The organism is Amycolatopsis sp. NPDC104587 (assembly GCF_055583645.1).
In genome coordinates, this window is sequence record NZ_JBVJNO010000005.1 from 518,889 (window position 1) to 541,155 (window position 22,267).

The following is a 22,267-nucleotide window of genomic DNA, read 5'->3' on the forward strand; positions in this document are numbered from 1 at the left end:
GCTGCCCGGAGAGTCGTGTGGTCGAAAGCCCCCTCACCAGCGGTGAGGGGGCCTTCGGACGGGAGAACTCAGACGACCGCGAGCGGCAACGCCGTCGGGTGCACCGGCGCCGGCAGGTCCGACGCGCCCGTCAGGAACGCGTCCACCGCGTTGGCCACCGAACGGCCCTCTGCGATCGCCCAGACCACCAGGGACGCGCCGCGGTGGGCGTCGCCGCAGACGAAGACCCCCGGGGTCTCCGTCTGCCAGTCCGCGCCGCACGACAGCGTGCCTCGGCGGGTCAGGGACAGGCCCAGGCCCTCCAGGAGCGGCATCTCCTCGACGCCCTCGAAGCCGATCGCCAGCAGGACCAGGTCCGCCGGGAGCGTCTCGATCTCGTCGTTGACCGGGATGACCTCGCGGCGGCCGGTCGACGGGTCCTTCTGCACCCGCACCTGCTGGAGCTCCACCGCCGTCACTCGACCGTCCGAGGAACCGACGAACCGCTTGACCGCCACCGCGAACTTCCGCTCGCCCGCCTCTTCGTGCGCCGGGTACGTGCGCAGGATGTACGGCCAGGTCGGCCACGGCGAGCGCTCGTCGTCCCTTGTGGACGGTGGGGTCGGGTACTGGTCCAGCTGCGTCACCGAAAGCGCGCCCTGGCGGGTGGCCGTGCCGTAGGAGTCGGCGCCGGTGTCACCGCCGCCGATGATCACCACGTGCTTGCCGTGCGCGTCGATGGACGGCGGGCCGTCACCCTCGACGAACTTGTTGGCCGGCACCAGGTGTTCCATCGCCAGGTGGACGCCGGCCAGCTCGCGGCCCGGGGTCACCGTGTCGTCGCGGCCGCGTAGCGCGCCGACCGCGAGGACCACCGCGTCGTACTGCGCGCGCAGGTCTTCCACCGTCAGGTCGACGCCGACCTCGCAGCCGGTGACGAACCGGGTGCCCTCCTTGCGCAGCTGGGCGAGCCGGCGGTCGAGGACCTTCTTCTCCATCTTGAACTCGGGGATGCCGTAACGCAGCAGCCCGCCGAGCCGGTCGTCGCGCTCGAAGACGGTGACCTCGTGGCCGGCGCGGGTCAGCTGCTGGGCGGCGGCGAGCCCGGCCGGGCCGGAGCCGACCACCGCGACCCGCTGGCCGGACGACACCTCCGCCACCTGCGGCTGGACGTAGCCCGCCTCCCAGGACTGGTCGGCGATCGTCTGCTCGACGCGCTTGATCGCCACCGGCCCGCCCGAGTCCGGCGAGATCGACAGGACGCAGCCCGCCTCGCACGGCGCCGGGCACAGCTTCCCGGTGAACTCGGGGAAGTTGTTGGTGGCGTGCAGCCGGTCGCTCGCCGCGGCCCAGTCACCGCGGCGGACCAGGTCGTTCCACTCGGGGATCAGGTTGCCGAGCGGGCAGCCGGAGCCGCCGGAGTGGCAGAACGGGATGCCGCAGTCCATGCAGCGGGACGCCTGCTTGCGCACCTTTTCGTTGCGCTCGCCCGGGTCGACGTCCGCGTAGACCTCACCCCACGAGGAAAGCCTTTCCTCGTAAGACTTCTTCTTCGGCTCTTCGCGGTCGTACTTCAGGAAACCGGTCGGGTCAGCCACGAGCGGCCTCCATGATCGCCTCGTCGACGTCGCGGCCGGCGGCGCGCGCCGCCTTCGCCGCGTCCAGGACCCGCTGGTAGTCGCGCGGCATCACCTTCGTGAACGCCGCCGAGCGGCGCGGCCAGTCGCCGAGCAGCGAGGCCGCCACCGCGGAGCGGGTGAGATCGTAGTGCTGTTGCACGGTTTTCTTCAGCCAGGCGAGGTCGTCCGCGCCCGGCTTGAGCAGGTCGACCATGTCCTGGTTGACCTTCTTGCGGTCGACGTCGAGCACGAACGCCATGCCGCCGGACATGCCGGCCGCCAGGTTGCGCCCGGTCGGGCCGAGCACCACCGCGCGGCCGCCGGTCATGTACTCGAAGGCGTGGTCGCCCACCCCTTCGGCGACGACGGTGGCGCCGGAGTTGCGGACGCAGAAACGTTCACCGACCTGGCCGCGCAGGAAGATCTCGCCGGCGGTCGCGCCGTAGGCGATCGTGTTGCCCGCGATCGTCTGCGCCTCGGCGGCGAACGCGGCCGCCGGGTCGGGGCGGACGACGATCCGGCCGCCCGAGAGGCCCTTGCCGACGTAGTCGTTCGCGTCGCCGACCATGTCGAGGGTGATGCCGCGCGGCAGGAACGCGCCGAGCGACTGCCCGGCCGACCCGGTCAGCTTGACGGTGATCGTGCCCTCCGGCAGGCCTTCCCCGCCGTAGCGGCGGGTGATCTCCGAGCCGAGCAGCGTGCCGACGGTCCGGTTGACGTTGCGCACCGGCAGCTCGATGTTGACGCTGTGCGCATCTTCCAGGGCCGCCTCGGCGAGCTGGATGAGCGTGCGGTCCAGCGCGTGCTCGAGGCCGTGGTCCTGGCCGCGGGTGCGCCGCTTCGCGCCGCCGTACGGGGTCTCGGACGGCATTTCGAAGATCGGCGCCAGGTCCAGCCCGGACGCCTTCCAGTGGTCGACGGCCTCGTCGGTGTTGAGCAGCTCGGCGTGCCCGATGGCCTCGTCGAGCGTGCGGAAGCCCAGTGCGGCAAGGGTTTCCCGGACTTCTTCGGCGACGAACTTGAAGAAGTTGACGACGTGGTCGACCTGGCCGGTGTACCGCTTGCGCAGCTCGGGGCTCTGCGTGGCGACGCCGACCGGGCAGGTGTCGAGGTGGCAGACGCGCATCATGATGCAGCCCGCGACGACGAGGGGGGCCGTCGCGAAGCCGTACTCTTCGGCGCCGAGCAGCGCCGCGATGACCACGTCACGCCCGGTCTTCATCGCGCCGTCGACCTGCACGGTGATCCGATCGCGCAAGCCGTTGAGCAGCAACGTCTGCTGAGTCTCGGCGAGGCCGATCTCCCACGGCGTGCCCGCGTGCTTGAGCGAGTTCATCGGGGACGCGCCGGTGCCGCCGTCGTGCCCGGAGATGAGCACGACGTCGGCGTGCGCCTTGGACACCCCGGCCGCGACCGTGCCGACGCCCAGCGAGGACACCAGCTTCACGTGGATGCGGGCGTGCTCGTTGGCGTTCTTGAGGTCGTGGATCAGCTGCGCCAGGTCCTCGATGGAGTAGATGTCGTGGTGCGGCGGCGGGGAAATGAGCCCGACACCCGGCGTCGAGTGCCGCGTGCGCGCGATCCACGGGTACACCTTGTTCGGCGGCAGCTGGCCGCCCTCGCCGGGCTTCGCGCCCTGCGCCATCTTGATCTGGATGTCGTCGGCGTTGACGAGGTATTCGCTGGTGACGCCGAACCGGCCCGAAGCGACCTGCTTGATCGCGCTGCGGCGTTCCGGGTCGTAGAGGCGCTCGGGGTCCTCGCCGCCCTCGCCGGTGTTGGACCGGCCGCCGAGCCGGTTCATCGCGATGGCCAGGGTTTCGTGCGCCTCGGCCGAAATCGAGCCGTATGACATCGCGCCGGTGTTGAAGCGCTTGAAGATCGCCTCGGCCGGCTCGACCTCGTCGAGCGGGATCGGCTCACGCACCCCGTTGCGGAAGGAGAACAGCCCGCGCAGCGTGCCGCCTTCGCGGTAGAGGCGGTGCACCTCGTCGGTGTAGGAGCGGTACACCTCTTCGCGCCCGGTCTTGGACGCGTGCTGCAGCAGGAACACCGTCTCCGGCGTGAACAGGTGCAGCTCGCCCTCGCGGCGGTAGGCGTACTCGCCGCCGGTCTCGAGTCCACGGTGGACCCGTTCGGTCGGGTTGTCCGGGTACGCGCGGCGGTGCCGCACGGCGACCTCTTCGGCGAGCACGCTCAGGCCGACGCCACCGAGCTTCGACGACGTCCCGGTGAAGTACTCGTCGAGCAGGTCCTGGCCGAGGCCGAGGGACTCGAAGACCTGGGCGGCGGTGTACGCGCCCACCGTCGAGATGCCCATCTTGGACATGATCTTCAGGACACCCTTGACGAGCGCCTGCACGTAGTTCCGGATCGCCTTGGTGGCCTCGATGCCGGTGACCGCGCCTTGGGCGATCATGTCCTCGATGGTCTCGAAGGCCAGGTACGGGTTGACCGCGGCGGCGCCGTACCCCAGCAGCAGCGCGATGTGGTGCACCTCGCGCGCATCGCCGGACTCGACGACCAGCGCGACGCGCAGGCGTTCCTTGGTGCGGACCAGGTGGTGGTGCACCGCGGAGACCAGCAGCAGCGACGGGATCGGCGCCATCCGGTGGTCGGAGTCGCGGTCGGACAGCACGAGCGTGCGCGCACCGGCGGCGATCGCCTCGGACGCCTCACGGCGGACCCGCTCGATCGCGCCGGCCAGCGCCTCGGCGCCGCCGTCCACTTCGTACAGTCCGGAAAGGACGCTGCACGCGAAGCCGGGGAGGTCGCCGTCGTCGTTGATGTGGATGAGCTTGGCGAGCTCGTCGTTGTCGATCACCGGGTACGGCAGCTTGAGGTGGCGACAGGACGCCGGGCCGGGAGCCAGGAGGTTGCGCTCCGGGCCCATGATCCGCGCCATGCAGGTGACGAGCTCTTCGCGGATCGCGTCGAGCGGCGGGTTGGTCACCTGCGCGAAGTTCTGCTTGAAGTAGTCGTAGAGGAGCCGAGATCGCTGGGACAGCACCGCGGGCGGGGTGTCGGAGCCCATCGAGCCGATCGGCTCGGCGCCCTTCTCGGCCATCGGCGCGAGCAGGATCTTCAGCTCTTCTTCGGTGTAGCCGAAGGAAAGCTGGCGGCGCAGCACCGAGTCGTGGCTCTGCACGACGTGGTCGCGGTCGGGCAGCTCGGCGATCTGGAGCAGCCCGGCGTGCAGCCAGCCCTCGTACGGGAGGTCCTTGGCCAGCGCGGACTTGACCTCTTCGTCGTCCACGATCCGGCCGGCCTCGGTGTCCACGAGGAACATCCGGCCGGGCTTGAGGCGACCCTTGGCCACCACGTCCTTCGGGGCGACGTCGAGGACACCGGCCTCGCTGGCGAGGACGACGCGGTCGTCGGCCGTGCGCCACCAGCGCGCCGGGCGCAGGCCGTTGCGGTCGAGGACCGCCCCGACCAGGCTGCCGTCGGTGAAGGTGACGCAGGCCGGGCCGTCCCACGGCTCCATCAGGCTGGCGTGGAACTGGTAGAACGCGCGGCGTTCCGGCTTCATCGTGGCGTGGTTCTCCCACGCCTCCGGGATCATCATCAGCACCGCGTGCGGCAGCGAGCGGCCGCCGAGGTGCAGCAGCTCGAGGACCTCGTCGAAGGACGCGGAGTCCGACGCGTCCGGCGAGCAGATCGGGAACAGCCGGCTCAGGTCGCCGTCGATCAGCTCGGACTCGAGCAGCGCCTCGCGGGCGCGCATGCGGTTGCGGTTGCCGCGGATGGTGTTGATCTCGCCGTTATGGGCCACGAACCGGAAGGGATGGGCCAGTGGCCACGACGGGAACGTGTTGGTGGAGAAGCGGGAGTGCACCAGGGCGATGGCGCTTTCCAGCCGCTCGTCACGCAGGTCGGCGAAGAACGCGGGCAGCTGCTCCGGCGTCACCATTCCCTTGTAGACGATGGTCCGCGAGGACAGCGACGGGAAGTACGTGCCACAGCCGGAGTTCGCGCTTTCGTGCTCGACGCGCTTGCGCAGGCAGAAGGCCAGGCGGTCGAGCTCCACGCCCGCTTTTCCGTCACCGGCCACGAAGAGCATAGCGAAGTGCGGCATGACCGAGCGGGCGGTCGGGCCGATGTCGGCCCGGTCGGCGTCCACGGGCACCTCGCGCCAGCCGAGGACTTCGAGGCCCTCTTCGACGGCGATGCGTTCGGCCAGCTCGACGGCCTTGCGGCGCTGCTCGGCGTCTTCGGGCAGGAACGCGATGCCCGCGGCGTAGGTGTGGTGGCCGTGTTCGTCGGGCTCGGGGAGCGCGAAGCCGGCTTCGGCGCGCAGCAGCGTGTCGGGCAGCTGCAGCAGGATGCCCGCGCCGTCACCGCTGGTCGGCTCGGCGCCGGCGGCGCCCCGGTGGTCCAGGTTGGTCAACGCGGCCAGGCCGTCGGTGACGATGCCGTGGGAACGGCGTCCGCGGATGTCGGCCACCATGGCCACACCGCAGGAGTCCTGCTCGGTCTCCGGGTCGTAGAGACCCTGCTTGCCGGGCATGGCGGAGAAGATCATGAAGGGACCTCCTTCGTCGTCTGTTCGTGCGGGCCGGGCTACCGGCCGGGGAGCGCACGGGACGACGATGGCCCGCTTGTTAGCGCGACTTTAACACCTGGGAAACACGCCAGCAGCAGTTCCGAGCGCACCGAACGGCGTCGGACGGTAACGATCTGGCTGCGCGGAACGACATAGTTCCTGATGGGTTCCCAGTAGTTCGCTCTGCTAAGTATACGGCTGGGAAACGTGCGTCAAGCCTAACGTGACCGGCCCGACGCAGCACAGTGGAGCTGTGTCGCCGATCACTAGAACGTGTTACCTTTCCGGCCATGATCCTCGACCGGTTCCGGCTCGACGGGCAGGTCGCGGTGGTCACCGGCGCGGGACGCGGGATCGGCGCGGCCACGGCCGTGGCCCTCGCCGAAGCGGGCGCCGACGTGGTCATCGCGGCCCGCACCGCTTCCCAGCTTTCCGAGGTCGCTTCGCGCGTTACGGCTCTTGGCCGCCGTGCAGTGCCCGTGCCGGGCGACCTCTCCTCGCCCGAGGCCACGGCGGCACTGGCGTCGACGGCGGTGGCCGAGCTCGGCCGGCTCGACCTGGTGGTCAACAACGTCGGCGGCACGTACCCGCGGCCCCTGCTGGAGTCTTCGGTGGACTTCATGGAAGAGGCGTTCCGCTTCAACGTGGCGACCGCCCACGCGCTGACGGTGGCGGCGGCCCCCTCGCTGGCGGAGTCGGGCGGCTCGATCGTCAACATCTCGTCGGTGATGGGCCGGGTCAGCGGCCGCGGCTTCGCGGCGTACGGAACGGCGAAGGCGGCCCTGGCGCACTACACGCGGCTCGCGGCGGCGGACCTGGCCCCGAAGGTGCGGGTGAACGCGATCTCGGTGGGCTCGGTCCTGACGTCGGCCCTGGAGATCGTGGCGGGCAACCCGGAGCTGCGCGCCAAGATGGAGTCGGCGACACCGCTGAAGCGCCTCGGCGAGGCCGAGGACATCGCGGCGACCGTGGTGTTCCTGGCCTCGCGGGCCGGCGGGTACCTCACGGGCAAGGTGCTCGAGGTGGACGGCGGGCTGCAGGCGCCCAACCTGGACCTGGGCCTGCCGGACCTTTCGTGACCCCGGGACTGTCGATAGCCCCCGGGTAGCGCGGAAGACGAGGGCTGCTCAGCGCGGGTCCGCTGCTGTTGACCAGGGGCCAGCGCCCCAAGGCGGCCTTCGGTGCGTTGAACGCACCCAATGTGGCCTTCGGTGCGTTGAATGCACCCAATGTGGCCTTGGGGCGCTTGCGGCCGGAAGCGGGTGAGCCGCGCCTGCCATCACAGGGTGTCCTGGTGATGGCCTTCGGAAAGGCCGAGCGGTCAGCTCTCGTCGGTCTTCTTCGGCTTCTCCGCCGAAGCCGCCGGGGCCTCTTCGGCGGGCTTCTCCGCCGGGGCCTCGGCCGCGACCTTGGCGTGCTCGGGCCCCTCGCCCTCCGGGGTGGCGTCCTCGGCCGGCGTCTCCTCCGGGCCCGGCGCGTCCTTGCTCCGCAGCGTCTCCGGCAGCTCTCGCGGCCCCCGCTTGCCCGCCAGCACGAAGTACACCACCGCCGCCGCGAACAGCAGGATCGACGTCCAGACGTTCACCCGCAGGCCGAGGATGTGGTTGGCCGTGTCGGTGCGCATCATCTCGATCCAGCCGCGGCCGACGGTGTAACCCGCGACGTACAGCGCGAACGCGCGCCCGTGGCCCAGCTTGAACCTGCGGTCCGCCCACACGACCAGCAGCGCGACCAGCAGGTTCCAGATCAGCTCGTACAGGAAGGTCGGGTGGACCGGGCTCTCCGGCAGCGGGATGTGGCCCGTCGCGACGCCGTTCAGCAGGTTTTCCGGGTCCTCCGGGTTGAAGCGCTGGAAGACCTCCATGCCCCACGGCAGGTCGGTGTGCGCGCCGTAGAGCTCCTGGTTGAAGTAGTTGCCGATGCGGCCGACGGCCTGCGCGACGACGATGCCGGGGGCGATCGCGTCCGCCATCGCCGGCAGCGGGACGCCCTTGCGCCGGCACGCGATGAGCGCGCCGACCGCGCCGAGGGCGATGGCGCCCCAGATGCCGAGGCCGCCGTCCCAGATCGCGAAGGCCTTCCAGGGGTTCTTGCCCTCGGTGAAGTACAGCTCGGGGTCGGTGATGACGTGGTACAACCGGCCGCCGACCAGGCCGAACGGCACCGCGAACACCGCGACGTCGATGACCGTGCCCTTGGTGCCGCCGCGGGCGACCCAGCGCCGTTCACCCCACCAGATGGCGATGATGATGCCGGCGATGATGCACAGGGCGTACGCGCGGATCGGGATCGCTCCCAGGTGCCAGACCCCGCGGTCGGGGCTCGGGAACGTCGCGAGGTAGGCGGTCATCACGCGGTCACCGTAGCGCTAAGGCGCCGGCGCCTCCAAGGCGGCCAGGTAGCCCGCCACCAGCGCGTGCGCGACCTGGGTGACGGCCTGGTCGCGCGGGAGGAAGCGCTCGTCGTGGAGGCTGGGCACGCCGGCCGTGTCGCCGAGGCCGACGAACAGCATCAGCCCGCGGGTCGGGCCGCCGCAGTAGTGGGCGAAGTCGTCGGCGCCGAAGGAGCGGAACTCGTCGTCGACGGCGAACCCGCCGTGGCGGAGCCAGCCCTGCGCGGCCGCCGCCAGCGCCGGGTCGTTGTCCAGCACCGGTTCGCACGGGCTGATCTGCAGCTCGGCCGTGCAGCCGTGGGCCTGCGCGGTGCCGTGGACGATCTCCGCGAGCGTCGCCAGCGCGCGCTCGCGGTCTTTCGCGCGCATCAGGCGCAGCGAGCCGAACGCCGACGCGCTGTTCGGGACGACGTTGGCCGCCGCGCCGCCCTGGATGCGGCCGACCGAGCAGACCGCGCCGTGCACCGGGTCGATCCGGCGCGACGCCAGCTGCTGCAGGCTCACGACCAGCTGGGACAGCGCCAGGATGGGATCGCGCAGCAGGTGCGGGTAGCCGGCGTGGCCGCCCTGGCCGTGCATCGTCACCTCGAACTCGTCGGTGGACGCGTTCACCGGGCCCGGCACCGCCGACACGACACCGTGCGCGATCCGCGGCTGGACGTGCGCGCCGATCACCGTGTCCACCCCCGCTTCGGCCAGCACCCCGGACTCGACGACGTCGAGCGCGCCGGGCGGCGACGTCTCCTCCCGAGGCTGCAGCAGCGCCAGGATCGGGCGCGGCACGCCGACGCGCACCGCCGCGCGGCCGACCGCGACCAGCGCGGCGAGGTGGACGTCGTGGCCGCACGCGTGCATCAGGTCCGACTCCGACGCCCACGGCACGCCGGTGCCTTCCAGCACCGGCAGCGCGTCGAGCTCGGCCCGCAGCGCGACGGCCGGGCCTTCGCCGCCGGGCAGCCGGATCGCGCGGCCGGTCTTGGCGACCCGGGTCCCGTTGCCCGCGCCGAGGGCTTCGGCGACCAGGCTGGCGGTGTCCTCCTCGTCGCCGGAGCCACGCGGGTCGGCGTGCACGGCGTGCCGGAGCTCGACGGCGGCGGGCAGTTCCTCGGCGATCGCCCGTGTCCACCGGGCCCACAGGTCACTCACACGCGCTCCAAGCGGTAGATCCTCTTCGCGTTCTCGTGTCCCACCAAAGCACACATCCGGACGGCGTCCACTTCGGACATTGCGCTGTTCGCCAGCGCGGCACGCAGGAAGTCGGACAGTCCCTGCCGGAACAGGGCCGTGCCCAGGTGGTACAGCTCGGCCAGGCCGAAGGCGTCGGTCGAGAAGAGCACCTTCCCGAACGGCGCGATCTCCAGGAGCTCGGCCAGCACGGCCGGCGCCCGGAACCCCGCGTTGTGCGTGATGAGCCCGGCGTCGACGAACACGTGCTCGAAGACCTGCGCCAGATACGCGGCGTTGCGGTGGAAGGGGTAGTTGTGCAGCAGCAGGATCGGCACCCCGCGGTCGCGGGTGGCCCGCAGCAGGCCGGTGAGCAGCAGCGGATCGCACCGGTGCAGGTCGACGTCGGCGTCGCCGTAGCCGACGTGGAACTGCACGGGCAAGCCGAAGTCGAGCCCGGTGAAGACGAGGAAGCGGTGGAGGACCTCGTCGGCGAGCCGGGCCTTTCCGGAACGAAGCCACCGCCCCGCGGCGGCTGCGACCTCCCCCGGCGTCGGCGGCTCTGGTTTCAGTTCGAGGCCGACCCGGTAGGCGGCGATCGACTTGAGCCCGACGGCGGTCTCCGCCCGGTTCCCCAGGTCGTCGGTGAAGGCCGTGGCGAACCCTTCGGCCGTGCTCCCGCGGATCACGGCTTCGGCGACCTGTTCCAGCCGGACGACGTCGTGCGTGCGGGCGCCGGCGAGGTCCGCGAAGTCCCCGGTCGTGGTGAGCGCGTCGGGGAGGAAACCGCCGTCCAGGAGGAAGTCGGTGGTGCCGGTCGTCCGCAGGAACCGCCTCGCCACCTCGGCCGCGCCCAGCTGGGCGCGGCGTTCGAGGTAGGCGTCGGGTTCGGTGTGCTTCGGCAGGTCGAGCACGGGTGCACAGCGTTCGCGCACGGCGAGCCCGATGAGCGAGTCGAAGAGGCTGGTGCCGAGCGGCGAGGTGGTGTCGGCCTCGGTCAGCATCGCTTCGAAGTCCGCGCGGGCCACGTTTTTCGTGATCACGCCGTGGCAGTGGTGGTCCACCAGCGGCAGGTCCGCGACGAACGGGAGCAGGTCGGTCATGGGCCTCCGTCCGTGGTGGTCAGGCTCTGCTCCACCTTACGAGCGAGGCCGGGTGCGGACAGGACGAGGACCCACCGACGGGCGGTTCGCGGACGCGCGTAACAAGATCGCTGATCGGGGCGACCTGTGCCGAAACGCTGCCTATTCCCTCGGAGGACGTCATGACGCCCCGCACATTCGTCGCCGTCGTCGCAGCCGCCGTCGCCCTGGGTGCGCTGGTCCTGCTCGGGGTCCCTGTGAAGGCGACCGCCGCGGGTGGGCAGTCCGTGGCGTGCGGGACCGGGTTCCACACCGACATGAGCCAGGCCGCGCACGATTCGAACGTCAACGCTTTGACGAACGCCTACGCCGCCGACGCCGGTGCCGGCTGGAGGCTCTCCGACGGCACCGCCGGTTACCAGGCCGCGTGTGACAGCGCGCTGTCGACGCGGCGCGGTTTCGGCTGGGGCCTGCTCGCGCTCGGCGGGATCGTAGTGGCCGGCGCGCTGGTGGTACGCCGCCCCGAACGGGCCGGGCGTCCTCCGGCCGCCGCAGCCTGACGAATACGCCTCGGCACCTCGGTCATGCGCCGCCGTCCACCGTGCTCAACCTCTCCCCCACCCTCCGAGCGAACCCCGGCGCGGCCAGCACCAAGATCACCGCCAGCACCAGCACCGCCCCCGCCACCACGGGGAACCACCGCGCCGGGCCCTCCGCCGGGTACGGGACCACGTTGACGTACACCGTGTACCCCAGCACCGCGAGCGCGCCGATCGGGAACACCAGGTGCCACGCCGGTACTCGCATGCGGCGCTTCACGAACAGCAGCAGGATCGCGCCGATCGTCGTCAGCAGGTAGATCACCAGCAGCACCAACGTGCCGATCGAGCCGCTCCAGGCGAACGTGTCCGACGCCGTTGCTCCGAAGAACAGCGCGCACACCAGGATGATCAGCACCGCCGCGGCCGTCACCACGGTGACCGCGGCGACCGGGGTGCCCCGGCGGGACGTCCGGCCGATGCCGCGGCCGCCGACCGCGTCGCGGCCCAGGGCGAACAGCAGCCGTGAGCCGCCGACGATGCACGCGAGGCAGCAGCCGAACGCGCTGATCGCCGCGCCGACGCTGATCACGTCGCCGACCCAGCCGCCCGCGTAGCGGCTGCCGAGGTCGCCCAGCAGGGACAGCGAGTCGTGGAACGCCGTCGCGTCCGTGCGGAACGCCATCATCTCGACCGCCGTGACCACCACGAAATAGACTCCGCCGAAGATCGCCGTGCCGAGGATCGCGCGGGGGATGTTGCGCTTCGGGTCGTGGGTCTCCTCGCCGAGCGTTGCCGCGGCCTCGAAGCCGGCGAAGGACAGGAAGCCGAACACCGCGCCGAGGAACACTCCGGACACTCCCGTGTCCGGGACGAACACGTCCAGGGTGAAGCGCGCGCCGTCCGGGGCGTTGCCCGCCATGAGCCGGACCAGGATCACCGCCGTGACCAGCAGGATCACCGCGATCGTCGCGCCCTCGACCGCGAGCAGCGTGCTCGTTCCGCGACGCGCGGGGACCACCGCGAGCAGCCAAGCGCCCATCAGCGCGACGGCGGTCAGCACGAACGGCCCCCACGACGGCGGGTTCGGCCAGATCCCCACCTGCGTGAGGAAAGCCGTGCCGAGCGTGCCCGCGGCCGAGCTCGTGACGACGGCGTAGAACGTGTACGTGCCGAGAAGGCCGATGCCGGAGACGACACCGGCGCGCGGGCCGAGCGTCGCGCCGACGAACGCGTACACCGAGCCGGCGTGCTGGTAGTACTGGCAGAGCTTGACGAAGCCGTACGCGACCAGCAGCACGCCGACCGCCGAGAGCAGGAACGCGAGCGGGACGGCGCGCCCGGCCGAGGCGGCGGTCTGCTGGGGGTTGATGTTGGCGGCCATGCTCGGGGCCATCAGCGCCACCGACAGGCCGACGGCCTGCCAGACGGACAGGGACCGGCGCAGGCCTGGACGGGTTTCGACGGTGTCTGACACGATCTCCACCTCTTTTCTGCGGTGAAGACTCAAGTGAACATCGACGGGAGCAGGATGAGCCAGCTCGATCGGGCAGAACTCGCACAGCAGGGCGCGCTCCGGGCCGACGGCCTGCGCGCGGCCGGCGTCGAGCTGGTCGCGCTGACCTTCGTGGACAACAGCGGCATCGCGCGGGTCAAGGCCGTCCCGGTGGACCGGCTGTCGTCGGCGGCGGCGTGGGGCGTCGGCGCGTCGAGCTCCTTCGACTTCTTCCTGGCCACCGACGACATCACCGACGGGACCTACAGCCGCGGCCCGGTCGGCGACCTGCGCCTGCACCCCGACCTCGACGCGCTCGTGCCGCTGGCCGCGCAGCCGGGCTGGGCGTGGGCGCCGGTCCGCAAGTACGACCAGGAAGGCGAGCCGCACCCGCAGGACGCGCGGGCACTGGCCGCCACCGCGACGGCCCGGCTCGCGGCCCTGGGCTACCACGTGCGGACGGCGTTCGAGATCGAGTGGGTGATCACGGCGGAAGACGCGCCGGACGACCCGCGCTCGGCCACGGCGGGCCCGGCTTACGGCTTCGCGCGGCTTACCGCGCAGGCGGGCTACCTGCGGGAGCTGGTGTCCACTTTGTCCGCTCAGGGCGTGGTGGTCGAACAGGTCCACCCGGAGTACGCGGCCGGGCAGTTCGAGCTGTCGGTCGCGCCGGAGGACCCGGTGCGCGCGGCGGACGTCGCGGTGCTGACCCGCGAGACGATCCGGATGGTCAGCGCCCGGCACCAGCTGCGCGCGTCGTTCACCCCGAAGTTCGCGCCGGACGGCGTGGGCAACGGCGGCCACGTCCACCTGAGCCTCTGGGACGGCGACCGCAACCTGTGCGCCGGCGGCGAAGGCCGGTTCGGCCTGACGCCGACGGCGGAGGCGTTCGGCGCGGGGATCTTCTCGCGGCTGCCGGCGCTGCTGGCGATCGGCGCGCCGTCGGTTATCAGCTACCTGCGCCTCGAGCCGCACCACTGGGCCGGGGTGTTTTCGGTGTGGGGCCTGGAAAACCGCGAGGCGCCGCTGCGGCTGGTGCAGGGCCCGGCCGGGCAGCGCGACCGGGCGGCCAACTTCGAGGTCAAGTGCTTCGACCTGACCGCGAACCCGTACCTGGTGGTGGCGGCGCTGCTGTTCGCGGGCCTGGCCGGGCTCGCCGACGAGGCGTCGCTGCCCGAGCCGGTGGACGTCGACCCGGGGACGCTGCCCTCGGCCGTCCGCCTGCCGACGTCGCTGGCCGAAGCGGTGACGGCGTTCGAGGCGGACCCGGCGTTGACGTCGGCGTTCGGCGCCGAGTTCGCGACGACGTTGATGGACGTGCGACGCGGCGAGATCGCGCGGCTCGGCGCGCTGCCCCCGGCCGAGCTCTGCGCGCTCGTGCGTTACCTACATTGAGGCGGCCACTTCCTCGCGCAGCTGCGGGAGTTTCGCGTAGAGGCGGTCACCGGGGCATTCGGTGTTGTAGAAGTCGCGGTGCCCCTTGATCTCCTCGACGCCGATGCCGTACTGGCGGCAGATGTAGGCGCAGAACACCACGAGCGACGCCCACTGCGCTTCGGGCGGCTCGACGCTGGTGTAGAGGCCTTCGTTCTCGATGCCGATGGCGTTGGTGTTCTGGCCGGGGCAGTGCGCGCCCTGGATCATCGTGGTGCGCCCGCGCAGGGCGTCGAGGCTGCCGTGCCGCCCTTCCAGCCGGTAGCCGCCGCGGCTGACGGTGAAGTGCTGGCCGGTGTCGGACCAGCCGTTGTTGTCCATGTGGTCGTGCTGGTCGTCGCGGGCCACCTGGAAGGCGTGCGCCAGCGAGTAGTCGGTGCTGTTGGCGCTCGCGATGTGGTGGATGAGGACGCGGTTCGCGGGGTGGTCGAGGGTGGTGAGCGCGTCGGCGGGCGGCCGGGCGCCCCACTCGGCACAGCTGTGGATCCGGGGCGCGGTGGCGGCCTGGGCGGCCCGGGGCAGCACGAGACCGGTCGCGCCCGCGACGGCGAGCCCGGCGGCGCCGCGGAGGAAGGTGCGCCGCGGGAGGTGGCTGAGGTCCATGCGGCGGACTCTGCCTCGGCCGCGTACAGCTTTTGTACAAACGTCAGTGCCGGTGGAGCCGGACGACCTCGGCGCGCGCGTGGGCGACGCGGGTGGTCTCCTGGCCGCCGGCCCGGGCGATCTCCCGGGCGAGGTCGCTCGCCGCGGCCATCCGGTGCCGCGCGACGCGGCGGCTGCGGACGTGCTTGCGGTAGGCCTTGCGCTGCTTCCGCAGGCCGCTGACGGCGTCGAGCAGCGGCGGATCGACGACCCCGGCCTCGGCCTCCGGGCCGAGCAGCTCGCGCGTCCAGCCGCGTTCGCGGCGGGCGGCGTGGCGCAGGACGTAGAACAGGAACGTCAGCTCGACCGCCGCGATCACGAACGGCAGCACGCCGACGAGCGGCCCGTTGCCGCCGAGGCCGCTCATGTCGTCCCAGGCGAAGTGGAAGACCATCGCCGTCAGCATGGTCAGCACGCCGCGGACGACGTTGCGGTCGGCCCGGTCCCGGCCCAGCACCCACATCAGGCCGGCGCAGAAGATGGCGCTGAACAGCGCGTGCGACACGATCCCGGACGCGCCCCGGACGACGAAGATCTGCAGCGACGAGCTCAGCTGGTCGGCGCCGAAGGTCTGGGCCGCGCCGTTGTAGACGTAGAGGACGTCCTCGAAGACCTGGAAGCCCAGGCCGAGGAAGGCGCCGATGAGGAAGCCGTCGTAGACGCTGCGGACCAGCCGCGGCGCGAGCCCGATCAGGAGCACCAGCCCGAGCGCCTTCGCGAACTCCTCGTCGATCGGGGCGGTCAGGCCCGCGGCCCAGTCCGAGGCGAACGCGGTGCCGCCGAGCTTCGTCCAGATCTCCAGCAGGGCCGTGTTGGCCGGGAAGGCGACCCAGAACACCGCCGCGATCCCGCCCCAGGCGAACGCCGCCGCCAGCAGGCCGCCCGGCTGGGCGGTGTAGCGGTTCTGGTGGCGCAGCAGCAGCAACCAGGGCACGAGGTAGAGCCCGAACAGCAGGATCCCGCCGGTCAGCGCCGGGGTGTAGAACGCACCGCCGGTGCCGAAGTACCGCACCATCGCGAGCGCGCCGCTGCCGACGCCGAGGAGGTAGACCCAGAAGGCCAGGTTGTGCGGCTGGAAGAACCGGAACGGCTGCCCCCAGCCGGACTCTTCGATGGCGGTGAGCTGGGCCGCCTTGGTCTCCGGCGGCGCGGTCATCGGCCCGCTCCCGGGGTGATGCTGCGCAGGACGCCGTTGATCTCGTCGCGGAAGCGCTCGAACTGGCCCGGCGCGGTCCGCACGCGGAAGAGCAGCGCGGGCGCGGCGTCGGCGTCCTGACCGGGCGCGGCCATCTTGAAGGCGACGTCGAGCGCGTCGCCGCCCGGCCCGGTCCCGCTCTGCCCGACGCCGGTCAGCCCGGCGGCGGTGGTCACGGTGCCGCGGGCGCCGTTGACGCCGGGCACGTCGCCTTCGGAGCGTTCGACCTGGTCGAGGAAGTCTTCGGCGGAACCGCGGTAGGGCGCGCCGCGCAGGGCGATGGTCGCGCCGCCGGTGGCGAGGTCGGTCTGCAGGGTCGCCGGGTTCGTCGCGGCGGCGCCGAGGAGCGTGCCGTTCTGCAGCTGCCAGCCCACGGGCGGGACGGCGCTCGCGCCGTCCCCGAGGTCGAGCCGGTCACCGGCCCGGATCTCGTTGTGCCACGGGATGGCGGCGTTCAGCGCGGGTAGCCCGTAGACGAGCAGCACGGCGATCGCCAGGACGACCAGCGCGGGCGTGAAGGTCCGGCGGTCGAGCCCGAACAGCCGGTGCTCGACGGGCACCCAGCCCGGCGGCGGTGTGGTGGTCACCCGGTTCCCCTCTCGTCCGTGGTCACCATCAGAACACGGAGAGCGAGATCCGGCCTCCCGGCGTCAGCCCGCGGTCGCGAGCTCACCCGCCCCGCTGTAGAGCCGGATCTTGAACCGGATGTGCTCCTGGTGTTCCCGCAACCGCTCGATCTGCCCGGCGACGCGGGTTTCGTGCTCACGGAGGACTTCGAGCCGCTCGTCTTGCGTCGCGTCACCGGAGCGGAGCAGTTCGACGAACCGCAGCATCTGGGCGACCGGCATGCCGGTGTAGCGAAGGCAGCGCAGGAGCTGGAGGAACTCGACGTCGTGGTCGGTGAAGGTGCGACGCCCGCCGGCGGTGCGGCCGACCTCGTGGAGCAGGCCGATGCGCTCGTAGTAGCGGAGGGTGTCGATGGTGAAGCCGGTCTTTTCGGTTACTTGAGCCGGAGTGTAGGACGTCACCGACCCAGAGTGACACCTGGAGTGCACTCCGGGTCAAGGGGCGAGGTCCGGTCTGGGCCTGGCCACCCGGCACGGGGTGTCACAGCAGACTCAAGCCTTGGCAACCGTCCGGCGCACACCCTCCGCCAGCTCCGCCGACAGCGCCCGGACGCCCGCGGGCCCCTCCGCCGCCGCCGTCACCAGTGCCGATCCCACGATCACCGCGTCCGCGAACGACGCCACCTCGGCCGCCTGGTCGCCCGACCGGACACCCAGCCCCACGCCGATCGGCAGGGACGTGTGCGCTCGCGTGCGGCGGACCAGGTCCTCCGCGTGGACGCCCACCTGGTCGCGCGCGCCCGTCACGCCCATCACCGCCGTTGCGTAGATGAACCCCGAGGCCGCGTCCACCGTGCGGGCGATGCGCTCCTCCGACGACGACGGCGCCACCAGGAAGATGCGGTCCAGGCCGTGCTCGTCGGACGCCGTCATCCACGGGGCCGCTTCGTCCGGGATCAGGTCCGGTGTGATCATGCCGAGCCCGCCCGCCGACGCGAGGTCACGCGCGAAGCGGTCGACGCCGTAGCGGTGCACCGGGTTCCAGTACGTCATCACGACCGCGCGGCCACCACGCGCCGAGACCGACTCGACCACCTCGAACACGTTCTTGAGGCGGAAGCCGTTGTCCAGCGCCGTCACCGAGGCCGCCTGGATCGTCGGGCCGTCCATCACCGGGTCCGAGTACGGGACGCCGACCTCGATCAGGTCCGCGCCGCCGTCGACGCACGCCGCGATCAGGTCCTTGGACCCCGCGACCGTCGGGAACCCGGCCGGGAGGTAGCCGATCAGGGCGCCGCGGCCCTCCGCGCGCGTCGCCGCGAAGAGGTCGTCCAGCCCGCTCATTCGTTCACCAGTCCGAACCACTTCGCCGCCGTGTCCATGTCCTTGTCGCCACGGCCCGAGAGGTTCACCACGATCAGCCCGGACGGCCCCAGCTCGCGGCCCAGCACCAGCGCGCCGGCCAGCGCGTGCGCCGACTCGATCGCCGGGATGATGCCTTCGGTCCGGGACAGCAGCATGAACGCGTCCATCGCCTCGGCGTCGGTGACCGGCCGGTACTCGGCGCGACCGGTGTCCTTGAGCCACGCGTGCTCCGGGCCGACGCCCGGGTAGTCCAGCCCGGCCGAGATCGAGTGCGACTCGACCGTCTGGCCGTCTTCGTCCTGCAGCAGGTACGTCATCGCGCCGTGCAGGTTGCCCGGGGCCCCCTTGGTCAGCGTGGCGCCGTGGCGGTTGCCCTCGATGCCCTCTCCGCCCGGCTCCAGGCCGACCAGCCGCACCGACGGGTCGTCGTAGAACCCCGAGAAGATGCCGATCGCGTTCGACCCGCCGCCGACGCACGCCGCGACGACGTCGGGCAGGCGGCCGGCCTGCTCGAGGATCTGCGCCCGCGCCTCCTCGCCGATGACGTGGTGGAAGTTGCGGACCATCGCCGGGAACGGCGCCGGGCCGGCGGCCGTGCCGAAGAGGTAGTGCGTGGTGTCGGCGTTGGCGACCCAGTCGCGCAGCGCCTCGTTGATCGCGTCCTTCAGCGTCCGCGACCCCGTCTTGACCGGGATCACCTGGGCGCCGAGCAGCCGCATGCGGGCCACGTTCAGCGCCTGGCGCTCGGTGTCGACCTCGCCCATGTAGACGATGCAGTCGAGGTCGAGCAGCGCGCACGCGGTGGCCGTCGCGACGCCGTGCTGGCCCGCGCCGGTTTCGGCGATGACGCGCTTCTTGCCCATCCGCTTGGTGAGCAGCGCCTGGCCCAGCACGTTGTTGATCTTGTGCGAGCCGGTGTGGTTCAGGTCTTCCCGCTTGAGGAAGACGCGTGCGCCGCCGGCGTGCTCGCCGAAGCGCTTGGCCTCGGTCAGCAGCGACGGGCGGCCCGCGTACTCCCGCAGCAGGCGGTTGAACTCGTTCAGGAACTCCGGGTCGTTGCGCGCCTTGTCGTACTCGGTGGCGACCTCGTCGACGACGCCGATCAGCGCCTCCGGCATGAACCGGCCGCCGTACGGGCCGTAGTAACCGCGCTCGTCCGGGTCGTGCTCGCCGTGCTCGGCGGTCACCGCGACGGCCTCGGGCAGGCGGGGTGCGAACCGGCGGTGACGAGCTTGACCAGGGCGCCCTTCGGGTCACCCGAGGCGACGAGCCCTTCGCCGACCAGCACCGCGTCGGCGCCGTGCCCGGCGTAGGACATCAGGTCGCCCGGCCCGCGGACGCCGGACTCGGCGACCTTGTAGACGTCCATCGGCAGGCCGGGGGCCAGCCGCGAGAAGACGTCGCGGTCCACCTCGAGGGTGTGCAGGTTGCGCGCGTTGACGCCGATGACCTTGGCGCCCGCCTCGAGGGCCCGGTCGGCCTCCTCGGCGTTGTGGATCTCCACCAGCGCGGTCATGCCGAGGGACTCGACGCGGTCGAGCAGCGCGGCGAGCGCGTTCTGCTCCAGCGCGGCGACGATCAGCAGCACCATGTCGGCGCCGTGCAGGCGGGCCTCGTGCACCTGGTAGGGGCTGACGATGAAGTCCTTGCGCAGCACCGGGATGTCGACCGCGGCGCGGACGGCGTCGAGGTCGGCCAGCGAACCGCCGAAGCGGCGCTGTTCGGTCAGCACGCTGATCACCCGCGCGCCGCCGACCTCGTAGTCCTTCGCCAGCGCGGCGGGGTCGGGAATGTCGGCCAGGTCACCCTTGGACGGGCTGCGCCGCTTCACCTCGGCGATCACGCCGATGCCGGACTCGCGCAGCGCGGACATCACGTCGCGGGGCGGCTGCGCGGCGGCCGCGCGGATCTTCAGCTCGTCGAACGGCAGCGCGGACTCCCGCACGGCGAGGTCTTCCCGCACGCCGGCGACGATCTCTTCGAGCACGCTCACCGGGCGCCCCCGCCCGGGCACGTGGTCACCGATTCACTCGCAAGGTCGCTCACAAAAACCTTCCCCTTCCCGCCGAAACGATGCTAACCCCCGCATCTGGAGCGCTCGGTTCCGGGTGCGTGCGTTACTCCGAATGCCTGGCCCGGACGTCGGTGGGGTCCTCCCCCTCCGACAGCGCTTCCCACAGCTCGGCGTCCGGATCACGCACCTTCTTCCGCGTTGCCGGCGCCGCGTACTTCGCGCCGAGCCGCGCGGCTTTGCCCGCGCCCTTGACCGCTGCCAACCCGCCCGCCGCGACGAGAATTCCCCCGAGCACGGCCAGGCCGCGCCCGAGCAGCATCTGCGTCACGGGGAGGCCGTCGGCGTAACCGCCGAAGCGGACCCCGGCCACGCCGGACCAGACCGCGGCGACGCCGGCCAGCGCCAGCACGACGCCGAGCACGCGCCGCGCCCAGCCGCCGGTGGCGATCACCCCGGCCACGCCGGCCAGCGCGAGCAGGGCGAGCGGCACCAGCGCGGTCGCGCGCTGCTCACCGGTCTCGCGGTAGAGGACGGTCCCGCGCACGCCGCCGTCGCGGAACTCGGCGAACCACGTCAGCCGGGACGCGCCCCACAGCGCCAGCGCGCCCAGCAGCAGCGCGACGACGATCATCCACAGTGGACGCCGTGACGGCTTCTGCACGGGCTCAGACATGAGCGGAGTCCGCGGCCGGGTCGAGGGCGCCCGCCGCTACCATCGTCTGGGCGGCGGCGACCGCCGAAAGCACGGTCCTGGCCTTGTTCAGCGACTCGGTGTCCTCGTAGTCCGGCACCGAGTCGGCGACCACGCCGCCGCCGGCCTGGACGTGCGCGATGCCGTCCTTGACCAGCGCGGTGCGGATCGCGATCGCGGTGTCGGCGTCACCGGCGAAGTCGAGGTAGCCGACGACACCGCCGTACAGCGCGCGGCGGACCGGCTCCAGCTCCTCGATCAGCTCCATCGCGCGGACCTTCGGCGCACCGGAGAGCGTCCCGGCCGGGAAGCACGCCGTGACCGCGTCGAACGCCGTCTTGTCGTCGGCCAGCTCGCCGGTGACGGTCGACACGATGTGCATGACGTGGCTGTAGCGCTCGATCTGGAAGAAGTCGACGACGCGCACGGTGCCCGGCTTGCAGACCTTGCCGAGGTCGTTGCGGCCGAGGTCGACGAGCATCAGGTGCTCGGCGCGCTCCTTCTCGTCGGCCAGCAGGTCCTTGGCCAGCTGCGCGTCTTCCTCCGGGTCGGCGCCGCGCCAGCGGGTGCCCGCGATCGGGTGCGTGGTCGCCTTGCCGCCCCGCACGGTGACCAGCGACTCGGGGCTGGACCCGACGATGTCGAAGCCGTCGAGCCGCAGCAGGTACATGTACGGGCTGGGGTTGGACGTCCGGAGCACGCGGTAGATGTCGAGGGCGTCGGCGGCGGTCGGGATCTCGAACCGTTGCGACGGCACGATCTGGAACGCTTCGCCGGCCTTGATCGCTTCGACGGCCTTCTCGACCGCGGCGTGGAAGTCTTCCTTGGACCGCTTCCGCACGAACTCCGGCGCGGGCCGGTCGAACGCCGCGACGGTCGCGGGCGCGGGCACCTGCAGCTGCTCGGTCATCGCGCTCAACCGGGCGACGGCGTCGTCGTAGGCCGCGTCCACGCGCTCGGGCGAGTCGTCCCAGTTGACGGCGTTCGCGATCAGCGTGACGGTGCCCTCGTGGTGGTCGAACGCCGCGAGGTCGGTGGCCAGGAGCATGGTCAGCTCGGGGATGTCGAGGTCGCGCTCGGCCAGCTCCGGCAGCTTTTCCAGCCAGCGCACGGCGTCGTAGCCGACGTAGCCGACCATGCCGCCGGTCAGCGGCGGCAACCCGGGCAGCTGCTCGGTGTGCAACGCTTCGATCGTTTCGCGCAGGACGGTGAGCGGGTTGCCTTCGCAGGGCAGGCCGACCGGCGGGGTGCCGGTCCAGACCGCTTCGCCGTCGCGGACGGTGAGCGCGGCCGGGCTGCGGACGCCGATGAACGACCAGCGCGTCCAGGAGGCGCCGTTCTCGGCGGATTCGAAGAGGAACGTGCCCGGCCGGTCGGCGGCGAGCTTGCGGTAGACCCCGATCGGCGTCTCACCGTCGGCGAGGACCCGGCGCACGACCGGGATCACGCGGCGGTTCTCGGCGAGGGCGCGGAAGTCCTCGCGGGACGGGCTGACCGAGCCGGGACCGGCGGATGCGCTGACCATGGACCTCATTGTGCCGCCC

The 22,267-nt window shown here is 71.8% G+C and carries 18 protein-coding genes; 3 read left to right on the top strand and 15 right to left on the bottom strand.

The features are described 5' to 3' along the window. Positions 1–68: 68 nt before the first annotated feature. Positions 69–1,577, bottom strand: a complete 1,509-nt coding sequence (locus tag ACZ61C_RS17890; RefSeq protein WP_465307939.1) for a glutamate synthase subunit beta — start codon at positions 1,575–1,577, stop codon at positions 69–71. After that, entirely contained in the window at positions 1,570–6,123 is a 4,554-nt protein-coding gene (gltB, locus tag ACZ61C_RS17895) for a glutamate synthase large subunit (RefSeq protein WP_465307940.1), read from the bottom strand. Before gltB ends, ACZ61C_RS17890 begins: the two co-directional genes overlap by 8 nt. A gap of 311 nt (positions 6,124–6,434) precedes the next feature. Between gltB and ACZ61C_RS17900 the strand changes: the two genes are divergently transcribed. Beyond that, a complete protein-coding gene (locus ACZ61C_RS17900; RefSeq protein WP_465307942.1) occupies positions 6,435–7,223 on the top strand; it encodes an SDR family oxidoreductase in 789 nt (262 codons plus the stop codon). A gap of 242 nt (positions 7,224–7,465) precedes the next feature. On the opposite strand, the gene lgt is transcribed toward ACZ61C_RS17900, so the two are convergent. Genes lgt through ACZ61C_RS17915 form a run of 3 tightly spaced genes read right to left on the bottom strand, consistent with a single transcriptional unit; the run spans position 7,466 to position 10,803 of the window. Then, a complete protein-coding gene (lgt, locus tag ACZ61C_RS17905) occupies positions 7,466–8,494 on the bottom strand; it encodes a prolipoprotein diacylglyceryl transferase (protein ID WP_465307944.1) in 1,029 nt (342 codons plus the stop codon). 18 nt (positions 8,495–8,512) lie between these two features. Beyond that, the gene (locus tag ACZ61C_RS17910) at positions 8,513–9,682 is read right to left on the bottom strand and encodes a M20 metallopeptidase family protein (RefSeq protein ID WP_465307946.1); all 1,170 of its coding nucleotides are present in this window, start codon (positions 9,680–9,682) and stop codon (positions 8,513–8,515) included. Continuing rightward, positions 9,679–10,803, bottom strand: a complete 1,125-nt coding sequence (locus tag ACZ61C_RS17915) for an amidohydrolase family protein (protein WP_465307948.1) — start codon at positions 10,801–10,803, stop codon at positions 9,679–9,681. The genes ACZ61C_RS17910 and ACZ61C_RS17915 overlap by 4 nt, the downstream gene beginning before the upstream one ends. Before the next feature lie 161 nt (positions 10,804–10,964). On the opposite strand from ACZ61C_RS17915, the gene ACZ61C_RS17920 reads away from it, so the two are divergent. After that, positions 10,965–11,342, top strand: coding sequence for a hypothetical protein (locus ACZ61C_RS17920; RefSeq protein ID WP_465307950.1), 378 nt, complete (start codon positions 10,965–10,967; stop codon positions 11,340–11,342). Positions 11,343–11,364: 22 nt separating this feature from the next. On the opposite strand, the gene ACZ61C_RS17925 is transcribed toward ACZ61C_RS17920, so the two are convergent. Further along, entirely contained in the window at positions 11,365–12,798 is a 1,434-nt protein-coding gene (locus ACZ61C_RS17925) for an APC family permease (RefSeq protein WP_465307952.1), read from the bottom strand. 54 nt (positions 12,799–12,852) lie between these two features. Between ACZ61C_RS17925 and ACZ61C_RS17930 the strand changes: the two genes are divergently transcribed. Further along, complete coding sequence (locus ACZ61C_RS17930) at positions 12,853–14,211, top strand: type I glutamate--ammonia ligase (RefSeq protein WP_465307954.1); 1,359 nt, start codon at positions 12,853–12,855, stop codon at positions 14,209–14,211. Here the strand turns inward: ACZ61C_RS17930 and ACZ61C_RS17935 are convergent. From ACZ61C_RS17935 to ACZ61C_RS17975, 9 genes are all read right to left on the bottom strand, one after another. Beyond that, a complete protein-coding gene (locus tag ACZ61C_RS17935) occupies positions 14,203–14,853 on the bottom strand; it encodes a peptidoglycan recognition protein family protein (protein ID WP_465307956.1) in 651 nt (216 codons plus the stop codon). The two genes, ACZ61C_RS17930 and ACZ61C_RS17935, sit on opposite strands and share 9 nt — an antisense overlap. Positions 14,854–14,896: 43 nt before the next feature. Continuing rightward, the gene (locus ACZ61C_RS17940) at positions 14,897–16,048 is read right to left on the bottom strand and encodes a PrsW family intramembrane metalloprotease (protein ID WP_465307958.1); all 1,152 of its coding nucleotides are present in this window, start codon (positions 16,046–16,048) and stop codon (positions 14,897–14,899) included. After that, positions 16,045–16,674: a hypothetical protein gene (locus ACZ61C_RS17945; RefSeq protein WP_465307960.1), complete on the bottom strand. Its 630-nt coding sequence runs from the start codon at positions 16,672–16,674 to the stop codon at positions 16,045–16,047. Before ACZ61C_RS17945 ends, ACZ61C_RS17940 begins: the two co-directional genes overlap by 4 nt. A 63-nt stretch (positions 16,675–16,737) precedes the next feature. Continuing rightward, positions 16,738–17,115 carry a MerR family transcriptional regulator gene (locus ACZ61C_RS17950; RefSeq protein ID WP_465307962.1) on the bottom strand — a complete coding sequence of 126 codons (378 nt, stop codon included), beginning with the start codon at positions 17,113–17,115 and terminating at the stop codon, positions 16,738–16,740. A 90-nt stretch (positions 17,116–17,205) separates the two neighbouring features. Further along, positions 17,206–17,997 (bottom strand): tryptophan synthase subunit alpha, encoded by a 792-nt coding sequence (gene trpA, locus ACZ61C_RS17955; RefSeq protein WP_465307964.1) that lies wholly within the window; start codon positions 17,995–17,997, stop codon positions 17,206–17,208. Beyond that, positions 17,994–19,205, bottom strand: a complete 1,212-nt coding sequence (gene trpB / locus ACZ61C_RS17960) for a tryptophan synthase subunit beta (RefSeq protein ID WP_465307966.1) — start codon at positions 19,203–19,205, stop codon at positions 17,994–17,996. The genes trpA and trpB overlap by 4 nt, the downstream gene beginning before the upstream one ends. Then, positions 19,202–20,011, bottom strand: coding sequence for an indole-3-glycerol phosphate synthase TrpC (gene trpC, locus ACZ61C_RS17965; RefSeq protein WP_465307968.1), 810 nt, complete (start codon positions 20,009–20,011; stop codon positions 19,202–19,204). The genes trpB and trpC overlap by 4 nt, the downstream gene beginning before the upstream one ends. Before the next feature lie 124 nt (positions 20,012–20,135). After that, positions 20,136–20,663, bottom strand: coding sequence for a Trp biosynthesis-associated membrane protein (locus tag ACZ61C_RS17970; protein ID WP_465308280.1), 528 nt, complete (start codon positions 20,661–20,663; stop codon positions 20,136–20,138). Between the two features lie 34 nt (positions 20,664–20,697). Next, a complete protein-coding gene (locus tag ACZ61C_RS17975) occupies positions 20,698–22,248 on the bottom strand; it encodes an anthranilate synthase component I (RefSeq protein WP_465307970.1) in 1,551 nt (516 codons plus the stop codon). Positions 22,249–22,267: the final 19 nt, after the last annotated feature.

Coding starts and splice junctions, on each gene's coding strand:
- ACZ61C_RS17970 (WP_465308280.1), bottom strand. CDS start 20,663: ATGATCGTCGTCGCGCTGCTGCTGGGCGCGCTGGCGCTGTGGGGCGCG.
- trpA (WP_465307964.1), bottom strand. CDS start 17,997: ATGAGCGGGCTGGACGACCTCTTCGCGGCGACGCGCGCGGAGGGCCGC.
- ACZ61C_RS17915 (WP_465307948.1), bottom strand. CDS start 10,803: ATGACCGACCTGCTCCCGTTCGTCGCGGACCTGCCGCTGGTGGACCAC.
- gltB (WP_465307940.1), bottom strand. CDS start 6,123: ATGATCTTCTCCGCCATGCCCGGCAAGCAGGGTCTCTACGACCCGGAG.
- ACZ61C_RS17930 (WP_465307954.1), top strand. CDS start 12,853: ATGAGCCAGCTCGATCGGGCAGAACTCGCACAGCAGGGCGCGCTCCGG.
- ACZ61C_RS17935 (WP_465307956.1), bottom strand. CDS start 14,853: ATGGACCTCAGCCACCTCCCGCGGCGCACCTTCCTCCGCGGCGCCGCC.
- lgt (WP_465307944.1), bottom strand. CDS start 8,494: ATGACCGCCTACCTCGCGACGTTCCCGAGCCCCGACCGCGGGGTCTGG.
- ACZ61C_RS17920 (WP_465307950.1), top strand. CDS start 10,965: ATGACGCCCCGCACATTCGTCGCCGTCGTCGCAGCCGCCGTCGCCCTG.
- ACZ61C_RS17940 (WP_465307958.1), bottom strand. CDS start 16,048: ATGACCGCGCCGCCGGAGACCAAGGCGGCCCAGCTCACCGCCATCGAA.
- ACZ61C_RS17975 (WP_465307970.1), bottom strand. CDS start 22,248: ATGGTCAGCGCATCCGCCGGTCCCGGCTCGGTCAGCCCGTCCCGCGAG.
- ACZ61C_RS17900 (WP_465307942.1), top strand. CDS start 6,435: ATGATCCTCGACCGGTTCCGGCTCGACGGGCAGGTCGCGGTGGTCACC.